The sequence below is a fragment of the Levilactobacillus fujinensis genome (genome assembly GCF_003946335.1).
In the GTDB taxonomy this organism is placed as follows: Bacteria; Bacillota; Bacilli; order Lactobacillales; family Lactobacillaceae; genus Levilactobacillus; species Levilactobacillus fujinensis.
On the sequence record NZ_RHNX01000054.1, the window covers coordinates 1 to 10,195 of the forward strand.

At 48.2% G+C, this 10,195-nt stretch carries 10 protein-coding genes; 3 read left to right on the forward strand and 7 right to left on the reverse strand.

The window, feature by feature from the left end:
• Positions 1–240: 240 nt before the first annotated feature.
• Positions 241–2,373: a cation:proton antiporter gene (locus tag EKM89_RS12940; RefSeq protein WP_125689149.1), complete on the reverse strand. Its 2,133-nt coding sequence runs from the start codon at positions 2,371–2,373 to the stop codon at positions 241–243.
• A 17-nt stretch (positions 2,374–2,390) separates the two neighbouring features.
• Positions 2,391–3,302, reverse strand: a complete 912-nt coding sequence (gene murB / locus EKM89_RS12945; protein ID WP_125689151.1) for a UDP-N-acetylmuramate dehydrogenase — start codon at positions 3,300–3,302, stop codon at positions 2,391–2,393.
• A 237-nt stretch (positions 3,303–3,539) separates the two neighbouring features.
• On the opposite strand from murB, the gene EKM89_RS12950 reads away from it, so the two are divergent.
• Positions 3,540–4,304, forward strand: coding sequence for an exodeoxyribonuclease III (locus EKM89_RS12950; RefSeq protein WP_125689153.1), 765 nt, complete (start codon positions 3,540–3,542; stop codon positions 4,302–4,304).
• Between the two features lie 25 nt (positions 4,305–4,329).
• A complete protein-coding gene (locus EKM89_RS12955; RefSeq protein WP_125689155.1) occupies positions 4,330–4,866 on the forward strand; it encodes a 3'-5' exonuclease in 537 nt (178 codons plus the stop codon).
• 237 nt (positions 4,867–5,103) lie between these two features.
• Here EKM89_RS12955 and EKM89_RS12960 read toward each other — a convergent pair whose 3' ends face one another.
• From EKM89_RS12960 to EKM89_RS12980, 5 genes are all read right to left on the reverse strand, one after another.
• Positions 5,104–6,120 carry an aldo/keto reductase gene (locus EKM89_RS12960; RefSeq protein WP_125689157.1) on the reverse strand — a complete coding sequence of 339 codons (1,017 nt, stop codon included), beginning with the start codon at positions 6,118–6,120 and terminating at the stop codon, positions 5,104–5,106.
• 308 nt (positions 6,121–6,428) lie between these two features.
• A complete protein-coding gene (locus tag EKM89_RS12965; protein ID WP_125689159.1) occupies positions 6,429–6,944 on the reverse strand; it encodes a GNAT family N-acetyltransferase in 516 nt (171 codons plus the stop codon).
• Positions 6,941–7,414: a tRNA (adenosine(37)-N6)-threonylcarbamoyltransferase complex ATPase subunit type 1 TsaE gene (gene tsaE, locus EKM89_RS12970; RefSeq protein WP_125689161.1), complete on the reverse strand. Its 474-nt coding sequence runs from the start codon at positions 7,412–7,414 to the stop codon at positions 6,941–6,943. Before tsaE ends, EKM89_RS12965 begins: the two co-directional genes overlap by 4 nt.
• A gap of 207 nt (positions 7,415–7,621) precedes the next feature.
• Positions 7,622–8,599, reverse strand: coding sequence for a phosphate acetyltransferase (gene pta / locus EKM89_RS12975; protein WP_125689163.1), 978 nt, complete (start codon positions 8,597–8,599; stop codon positions 7,622–7,624).
• A gap of 42 nt (positions 8,600–8,641) precedes the next feature.
• Entirely contained in the window at positions 8,642–9,361 is a 720-nt protein-coding gene (locus tag EKM89_RS12980) for a uracil-DNA glycosylase (protein ID WP_125689165.1), read from the reverse strand.
• A 123-nt stretch (positions 9,362–9,484) separates the two neighbouring features.
• Between EKM89_RS12980 and EKM89_RS12985 the strand changes: the two genes are divergently transcribed.
• Entirely contained in the window at positions 9,485–10,042 is a 558-nt protein-coding gene (locus tag EKM89_RS12985; protein WP_125689167.1) for an LURP-one-related/scramblase family protein, read from the forward strand.
• Positions 10,043–10,195 lie beyond the last annotated feature (153 nt).

The following is a 10,195-nucleotide window of genomic DNA, read 5'->3' on the forward strand; positions in this document are numbered from 1 at the left end:
TGGGGCAGTGTGCCCCTTTTATTATACAGAAAATGGCGTCGACAGATTTCTCTATCAACACCAAATATCATAGAACCCTTATACCCATAGCAAATCAAGTCAAAAGGCGCCACAGACTGCATCTCAACAGTTTGTGGCGCCTCTTTAGGTGTAGGTTAAAAGTTTCAAAACACGTTCTAACAACGATGCTGTGCCAAGAATTAGATAGCCTAGTCTCGTCATCGCCTTACTGGCCGCCGACTATCCTTCCTCATTATTCAAGGACATGACCAAGACGTTTTCGGAATAGTTAACGTACTGCCGAAGATGGGACGCCATATTCCAGGTAATGTTACCCGCCTCGAGCAAGGTCTGAATCCCCGACCGTTCGGCCCCAAGCGCCCGCACTCGCAATTTATTGATTTGATGTTGGTACTCTTCTTCATGCGTCGGCGCTGTTTCGGCCTTGGCCCGTTCGATGCGATTACGGTACTGGACCAGTAAGTGGTAGACCGCTTGATTATCGAACTGCGTCTCGTCCACGTCAGAACTGGCGAGGTACTGCGATAGCGACTTGATGGCTGCTTTCGCAGTTTCTCGCTCGACTAAATTGTTCTCTGCATGCAGTCGCTCCGTATTTTCCGAGTGCAACCAATAAGCTGCGTTACGGAACATGTGCTTGAAGAAAACACGCCAGTATTTCAGCACGCTGGGCATGGTGTGACCGGCAACCTGCGTCAATCGACTCTCCATGTTTTCAATTCGCCGGAGCGCCCCGACATAGCTCGTCTGCGTAATTTTTTCTGCTTGACGCAGGTCCTTCAACGACTCACGTTCACCAGCCAACGTAACCTGCCGCAACCGAATCTCGTCGTCTAACACCTTCTGCATGGCCGTGTCGGCGCGATAGTTCATTTCTAAACGACGAATGATAAATTGATAGTCTAAGATCAAGTCATACGCCGCCCGCTGATTATTCGGCCGTCGTAACTCTTCAATCTTAGAAATGGCCAAGCGCATAATGTATGCCCGCGCCTCATCCTCACTGATCTGACGCACTGGCTCGGCGGGAATCTCCTCACCATCGGCGTCCAGATCAATCTCGTTGGCCCCTTCATCACTTGCACTCGCCCGAGTCTGTAGTGGTTGCCCAGACGTTGATATCAGTGGCAAGGTAATCGTTGCTGCCACTAAACTAATAATGATGACCCCTGACGCAACGAAAAGCATTAGCGCCCGTGTTGGAAAACCAGCACCGGAAGCCACCGTCATCGGCACAGAAAGGACCCCGGCCATGGTAACGGCACCCCGCACACCAGATAGCCCGGACAGAATCGACATCCGAATTCCCGGCCGTTCCTTCCGTGAGCGGTTATTTAAGCGTTCATACAAGACGTATCCATACGTCCAAACCGTCCGAATCACGACAATGATCACCCAAGTAACAAACGCAAAGAACAACGCTTCCCACGTGTTGAATTGCCCCCCCTTGATGACCTGTGATGTGGCGACGGGCAATTCGATTCCTAAGATGACGAAAACGATTCCGTTCAACGAATAGATAATAATATCCCAAACTTTTTCCGTAACCAATTTTAATTCAGGTGAATCCTCAACAATCCGGCTTTCTCGAGCATGGTAGAGGACTCCCGCGGTGACGACAGCAATTACACCAGATGCGTGCGTGATCTCTTCGGTCACCAGGTAGACAACAAATGGTGTGGCAATCTGTAAGACCGTGTTAAAAATCACGTCGTCGATACCTTGCCGACGCAAAACATCCATTAACAGCTGAATGGCCGTCATGATAATCAGCCCGGATAAGAATCCAACAATACTAATGTAGAAGAAGTCGCCGACTGCCGTTCCCATTGAAAAGGCACCCGTGACCGTCGCTGCAATGGCGTACTTGAAGGCAATCAGCCCACTAGCATCGTTAATCAAGCTTTCACCACTGACCAAATGCAGCAGACTTTCCGGTAACTTGGCCTGCTTCGAAATTGATTGCACCGCTACCGGATCGGTCGGCGATAGAATAGCCGCCAACGCGAACGCCACAGTTAATGGCATCTTTGGGATCAACTCGTAGATCAAGAAACCTCCCAGAATCGTGGTTAAGAAAACTAACCAAATGGCATTTGCAAAAATGGGGCCCCGTAATCGCCAGAGTTCCCGGCGGGGGAAACGACGACCATCGTTATATAGCAATGGTGCAATGAACAAAAGCAAGAACCAATCAGTCTCCAGCGGTACCTCAAACTGCCAAACTAAGGCAACGATGAGGCCCAAGGCAATTTGAATCAAGCTGACTGGAATAAACGTGAGGTAGTGACTGATAATATTAGAGAACAGAACTAACACGATCAACAGGATCACTGCTTCAACAATAGGCACATATGGTTCCCCCTTTTTTAATTTTCGGTCGTTGGCTTCTCGCCAATGATGCGAACCTCAGTCTCCAACTGAACGTTATCTTCTTTCAAAATAACCGCTTGAATATGGTGAATTAATTCCAAATAATCCGTGGCCGTCGCATGGTCGATATTCACGATGAATCCGGCATGCTTCGTGGAAACCTGAGCGCCACCCCACTTTAGTCCCTGTAACCCAGCCTCTTGAATCAATTGCCCGGTGTAGTGACCCTTGGGACGTTTGAAGACACTCCCACAGGAAGGCAGTTCCAGCGGTTGTTTAGCAGCTCGACGTTCGTTCAGGTCATCCATCTTAGCTTGAATGGCAGCGCCATCCCCGGTCGTCAGGGCAAAAGTTGCCGACAACACAATGTCGTGATAATCCTGAATGGAACTGTGGCGGTAACCGAAGTCGAGTTCTTTCTTCGTCAACGTCCGGATTTCACCTTCTGGCGTCAAGACTTCAGCCGACAAAGCGGCCTCACTGATCTCACCACCATAAGCCCCGGCGTTCATGAAGATTGCCCCACCCACGCTACCGGGAATTCCAGCTGCAAATTCCAAGCCCTGCAATGAATGGGCTTGGGCAACCTGAGTCGCCTTGATCAACGCTGCCCCGGCTTCGGCAGTGACCGTCTGACCCGAGCTGCTAATCTGGTTCATGTCAGTCAAAATCATCACCAAGCCACGGATACCACCGTCACGAACGATTAAGTTACTGGCATTTCCCACAACCGTTACGGCCAACGCCTCTTGTTTCGCGTAAGCTAACAAGGACTTGGTCTCCTGAACGTTCGTCGGAAAAGCTAAATAGTCGGCAGGTCCCCCGGTCTTCGTATACGTGTAGTGGGCCAAGGGCTCATTACGCAAAATTTTTACCTCAGGAAATACCGTTGCTATATCTTCCATCATCGTGATTATCCTCTCGTTTCGCAAAGATTTACGTTCCGTTTTGCCAGCGACTGGTTCAACGGAATTAATCGTCAATAGACCTATTTTACCATGAAAACTAGTCAGACCGACGGCGAACGCTCCAATTCCAATAAAATATTGTCATTCTGACTGGCGAGTGCTTGGCACTCCGTTAAAAGCTCTGGCACGTTACATCTCGCTTTTTCTGGTATACTAAAGTTAGTGGAGGTGCCGAAAATGAAATTTATTTCGTGGAACGTAAACGGCCTACGGGCAATTGTGAAGAAGAATTTCGTCGAAACTTTTCAGGACTTGGATGCCGATTTCTTTGGGATTCAGGAAACCAAGCTGCAGGAGGGCCAGATTGATCTCGACCTACCGGGTTACTATCAATACTGGAACTATGCCGAACGAAAGGGGTATTCGGGGACAGCGCTCTTTACCAAGCACAAGCCGCTGAATGTTCTTTACGGCATCGATGCGCCTGATTTTGACCACGAGGGCCGAACAATTACGTTGGAATATCCGGATTTTTACGTACTGACCTGTTATACCCCTAACTCTGGTAGTGGACTGAAACGTCTCGACTTCCGGATGGGCTGGGAACAAGCCTTCTTGGCATTTGTAAAAAAGTTAGATGCCAAAAAGCCCATTATCTTCTGTGGCGACCTGAACGTGGCCCACACGGAGATCGACCTGCGGAATCCCAAAACGAATCATAAAAATGCTGGTTTTACCGATGACGAACGAGAAAAAATGACGGCGTTGTTGGCGACCGGCTATACGGACACTTTCCGTTACTTCAATCCCGATACCACCGACCGGTATTCCTGGTGGAGCTATCGGTTTCACGCCCGCGACAATAACGCCGGGTGGCGAATCGATTACTTCATTACCAGTCAACGCCTCGAACCCCAGTTACGAAAAGCAGAAATTTTAGACCAAATCATGGGTTCCGATCACTGTCCAGTAGAGCTGGACGTCGACGGACTCACCGTCTAACCGATCAAGAGAGGAAGATGTCTTTGTGAACTTTGTTGCCATGGACTTTGAAACGGCCAGTGGCAAGCGATACAGTGCTTGTTCCCTAGCCTTGACCATCGTCCGCAATAGTCAAGTCGTCGATGAATTTTACACCCTGATCAAGCCAGATACCGATTTTTTCTGGCGGAACGTCCAAATCCACGGCATCCATGAAGCTGACGTGGCCAATGCGCCGGCCTTCCCCGAGGTTTGGCAACACGTCGCGCCCTTCTTTCAACGCGACCGCCTCGTGATTGCCCACAACGCCCCGTTTGACAATGGTGTCTTGCGGAGCACACTGGAACACTACAGCTTGCCGACTGCGCGTTACCTCACATTGGACACTGTGAAGACCAGTCGCAAATTCTTCCCCGAGTTCCCTAATCACAAATTAAATACCGTTTGCGATGAACTCAATATCGACCTACACCATCATCACAACGCGCTTGATGACAGTCTCGCCTGCGCGAACATTCTGTTATATGAAGCTAATCATTTTGGCACACAACCGTTAAAACCCTTCGTGACGATAAATGCTTAGGTTGGTGACGAGATAGCTGTAGACTGGCTGTCGGCGGTTTCCAGGAATTAGAATTGGGTTCAAGACCAACAAGAGTTACAAAAAAATTGACACCGTCTGACAGTTCAGATGATGTCAATTTTTTTAGGTTCTACAGATATACTGCCATGCTACCCGAGAGGTCGATCTCAGACGCTGTTTAATTTCAATCTTCAGTTAGTCTGGCTATTCGACCTACAAGTAGTCTCCTCATGAGGTCTAATTCTTATCCCAATCGATTGGCGCCTGTTGTGCTAAGATTTGATCAATCCCATTGAGCTCGTCCGTTGTGAAGTCCAGGTTGGCCAGTGCCGCGACGTTATCAACAACTTGTTCTGGTCGACTAGCACCGATCAGGACGCTGGCAATCGCTGGCTGTCTTAGATTCCATGCCAACGCCATTTGAGCTAAGCTTTGATTTCGTTGCTTGGCTACTTCGTTTAACGCCCGAATTGTCTGGAGCGTCTGTTCGACTTGGGCTGGATGCAAGAACGGAATCGTCGTCTTATTCGCCCGTGAATCTTGTGGAATGCCATTCAAATATTTTTTCGTTAACAGACCTTGGCACAACGAGCTGAAGCTAATTGCTGATTTATGATTCCGCAGTAAGACTGGCAACACGTCGTTCTCAATGTCCCTATTCAGTAAATTATAGCGTGGCTGGTGAATAATAAATGGTGTATGTAATTCTTTGAAAATGTTCGCGATGGCCTGCGTCTGCGCCCCATTATAGTTTGAAACACCAACGTAGAGGGCCTTCCCTGAACGAACCAGTTGATCCAGGGCCAAGGCCGTCTCTTCTGGATTAGTCGCAGGATCGGCACGATGACTGTAAAAAATATCAAAATAGTCCAATCCCGTTCGCTTTAGACTCTGGTCGGCACTCGCGATGATACTTTTTCGTGATCCCCAATTACCATAAGGCCCAGGCCACATCACATAACCAGCCTTACTCGAAATAACCATTTCATCGCGATAGGCATGCATGTCGGTCGCCATGATTCGACCAAAGTTTTCCTCGGCACTACCGGGTTCTGGTCCGTAGTTATTCGCCAAATCATACGACGTAATCCCCAGATCAAACGCCTGATGAATAATTGCTTTTTGATTATCATACGCATCCACGCTACCAAAATTATTCCAAAGCCCTAGACTGATAGCCGAAAGCTTTAACCCACTATCGCCAATGCGATTATAAACCATTTGATCATAGCGGTGTTCGTTCGCCTGATACATATCCAAATTCCTCCTCATCGTCACTACTTCTTTGACAACACCCTAGTTTAAGGATAACGCTTTCATAGTCAAAAAGAAAAGCTTACAGTGAAAAACAATGTTGTTAGTTGCGCATTCCACCCTCCCTCGCTACACAAAAAGGGATTGTAACCGTCAGGCAGTCACAATCCTACTTCACTATCATTCAGTTAACTAAAGGTTGAATTCACATTGCTCTTGTAACGATAGGAATTGTCACGCTAAATCAGACCAGCCAAGTCAGCAGAGAGGTCATCACCTTTAACGCTTAGTCTCCCTCATCACACACTTTATTCTTTACCTAACGGATAGACCATTTCCACCGCTGTAACCTGTTCACCGTCATCGTCCGTTACCATTTCTGGCGGCGTGTTGGTGCGCTCGAAGCCCATCTTCTGGTAGAGCTTCATCGCGGCCACGTTTCGTGTTTGAACGATTAAGCCTACCGCCTCTAACTCACTTGCCGTTTCCGCCCAGTACAAAGCTTCATCGACTAATGCGGTGCCGATACCCATGCGCCAGTACTTCTTCTCAACAGCGATACCCAGTTCCCCCACATTACCCTGCGGCGTTGGTGAAATTGAACATACGCCTAGCAATTGCCTGTCGAGACTGGCCACTAAGAGTAAATGCCGCGGACTCTGACGAATCTGATCGAGTTGATCGGCTTCCTGAGCAGCACTAATTGGATCGTCGGCATCGACCAAACTAAACGTATCACTTTCTTGCTGTAATCGCGCTAGTAGCGCCAATAGTTTCTTGGCATCGGCTGCTCCTGGTAGCCGAATACTGACTTCTTCACTCATGCTTGTGCGTCCTCCAGGTGTTGAACCAGTTGATTAAAATGTTCCCCCACGGGTTCAAACTGCAACGTTCGTTGATTCTCACCGGCATCATCGTCACGCTTGAAGACTACCCGTAAGTAGTCTGCTGGCAACTCGTCAGCGATGAAGGTCGACCATTCGATGACGTTGACCCCGTCACCATTGAAATACTCGTCTAGGCCCAATTCATCCCCACCGCCTTCTTCTAGCCGGTAAACGTCCATGTGGTACAGTGGAATTCGCCCACCCTGATACTCACGAATAATAGTAAAGGTCGGGCTCTTCACGTTGCGTTTGATACCTAATCCAGCCGCTAATCCTTTGGTAAAAGTTGTCTTCCCAGCACCAAGATCACCATCCAGTAAAATAACGTCGCGTGGCTGTAACCATGGTGCTAATTGTTGGCCCAAAGCCATTGTGGCCTCTGGTGTCGTAGCTGTTACTTCAAACATTCAACTAACTCCTTTAACGAACAAAATAATTTACGCAACTGTGCTAATTGATTCGTTGCGACCGAGTCTACATTCCCGTCATTGGTAACTCCCTCATTCAAATACTAACACCACGGGCCGTAATTTCAACCTAACAAATAATACCCGGACTGCTGATAAATAGCAATCCGGGTACTCATTTGACGTGATTAAATTTAGTAACTCATCTTATTTAACGGATTCAGCGGCCGTAATGACGGCAACCTTGTAAACGTCTTCTTCGTTACAACCACGAGACAAGTCAGAAACCGGCTTGTTCAGGCCTTGTAAGATGGGGCCGACAGCTTCAAAACCACCGAAGCGTTGGGCAATCTTGTAGCCGATGTTCCCAGATTGGAGTTCAGGGAAGACGAAGACATTGGCGTGACCAGCAACTTTTGAACCTGGTGCCTTTTGTGCAGCCACACTAGGAACAAAGGCAGCGTCAAACTGCAATTCACCATCAACGGCTAAATCAGGTGCCGTTTCATGCACAATCTTCGTGGCTTCTTGAACCTTAGTAACCATGTCACCCTTGGCAGAACCCTTGGTGGAGAAGCTCAACAGGGCAACCTTAGGGTCGATATCAAAGATCTTAGCAGTCTGTGCACTTTCAATGGCCACTTCAGCCATCCCAGCAGCATCAAGTTCAATGTTGATGGCACAGTCAGCAAAGACGTATCGTTCGTCACCCTTTTGCATAATGAACGCGCCACTAATCCGACGAACGCCTTCTTGTGTCTTAATAATCTGTAAGGCTGGACGAACCGTGTCTCCAGTAGCGTGAACCGCACCGGAAACCATCCCATCGGCTTGGCCCATGTAGACCATCATTGTTCCAATGTAGTTGGGATCTTCCAACATTTTTGCGGCTTGTTCAGGGGTGTTCTTCCCTTTACGCCGTGCCACTAAGGCGTCCAACATTTCTTTATGTTGGTCGGCAGGAATAGTGGCTGGATCAATCAACGTCACAGGTGTCAAATCGATGGCATGGTTAGTTGCCGTCGTTTCAACATCACCTTTGTTACCCAAAACAATAACCTTGATCAACCCGTCAGCGGCTAACCGACTTGCGGCGCCTAAAACCCGTGGGTCCTCCCCTTCAGGGAAAACGATGGTTTTGTTTTTACCAGTAATTTTTTGCTTAAGACTATCAAAAAGTTCCATAGATGATGACCTCCATAAAATATCCCACGAATCAATTCTCTTCTATGCCTGATTGGATGCGGTGGTTGGCCCATCATCAATGGTAACGTGTTCTGGCAGCTGCCAATCGATGGGGGTTTCCCCTAATGATGTGAGTGCGATGTTGGTCTTTGAAAATGGCTTGGAGCCAAAGAAACCGCGATAAGCGGACAGTGGGCTCGGATGCGGCGACTGTAAAACGATGTTGGTCTGCGTATCGATCAGCTTAATCTTGGACCGCGCCGCGCTGCCCCATAAAATGAAGACAACGGGTTCAGGCCGCTCAGATAATTTTGCAATTGCAGCGTCCGTTAACCGCTCCCATCCGTGGCCTTGATGTGAAAAGGCCTTACCGTCACGAACGGTCAACACAGAGTTCAACAGAAGCACGCCCTGTTTCGCCCACTTTTCCAAATAGCCATGGTTAACTGGCTTGATTCCGAGATCACTCTCGAGTTCCTTATAAATATTCTGCAACGATGGTGGAATCGGCGTTCCCGGCATAACAGAAAAGCTACACCCATGAGCCTGTCCCGGATTATGGTAAGGGTCTTGCCCCAAAATCACCACTTTAACCTGACTAAACGGGGTCCAATCGAACGCCGTAAAGATATGGTACATGTCCGGGTCAATTCGGTAGTGCTGATACTCTTCCACTAAGAATTGACGGAGCTCTTGGTAGTAGCTTTGCTCAAATTCGGGTTCAAGTACCGGCCACCAGTCATTATGAATAAACGGTTTCATTCCCAACACCTCGCCTTTTATTCTATCATAACGTCAGCCGAAATGATATTATCGAACGCCTCCTCGCAAAACATGTTAAAATGAATTCAAATGGTTTTTCTGGCCAAACAAAGGAGGTGCCCCATGCGTAAATTGTACCTGAATCAGGCTGCCCTTTCCGCTCGGGCAACTACGGTTATTCGGGATACGGATAATCAGTCATGCTACCTTCTAGTTGGTAAGTGGGGAATGCGGGCGGACGTCTTGTCCGTCTACACGATTGCGGGGGAACTAGAAGCCGAAGTTAAACAAGAAACACTTGGGTTACTGCCCAAGTTCCGACTAATATACCATCGACAAATGGTAGGTCGTGTCAACAAAACTTTTGGTGTCATTCGTGAGGTGTTGTTTGTTCGTGGACTTAACTGGGTCATTCTGGGAAATCTCAATAATGGTCACTTTCGCATCACCCACGGTAAAAATACGATTGCCACAATTGACCAAGTTCGTGCATCTGGTGGTGCCACGGTAGAACTCACCATTGACCAACCTGACCATGAGGCCCTGGTCATCTGTTTAGCGGCCATCCTTGACCGGTGGGCGAAACACCAACAGCACGCATTTAATCCGTTAGGAAATCGCGCGCTTAGCCCTGGTACATTGCCATCTGGCGTCGTGCCCTTTACCACTAAAAATAAATAGTATTTACACAAAACGTCCCGGGACAATGTCTCGGGACGTTTTTCTCTATTCTGTGGCTGAATCGAATGTTATGTATCGGTTCTATGATATTTGGTGTTGATAGAGAAATCTGTCGACGCCATTTTCTGTATAATAAAAGGGGCACACTGCCCC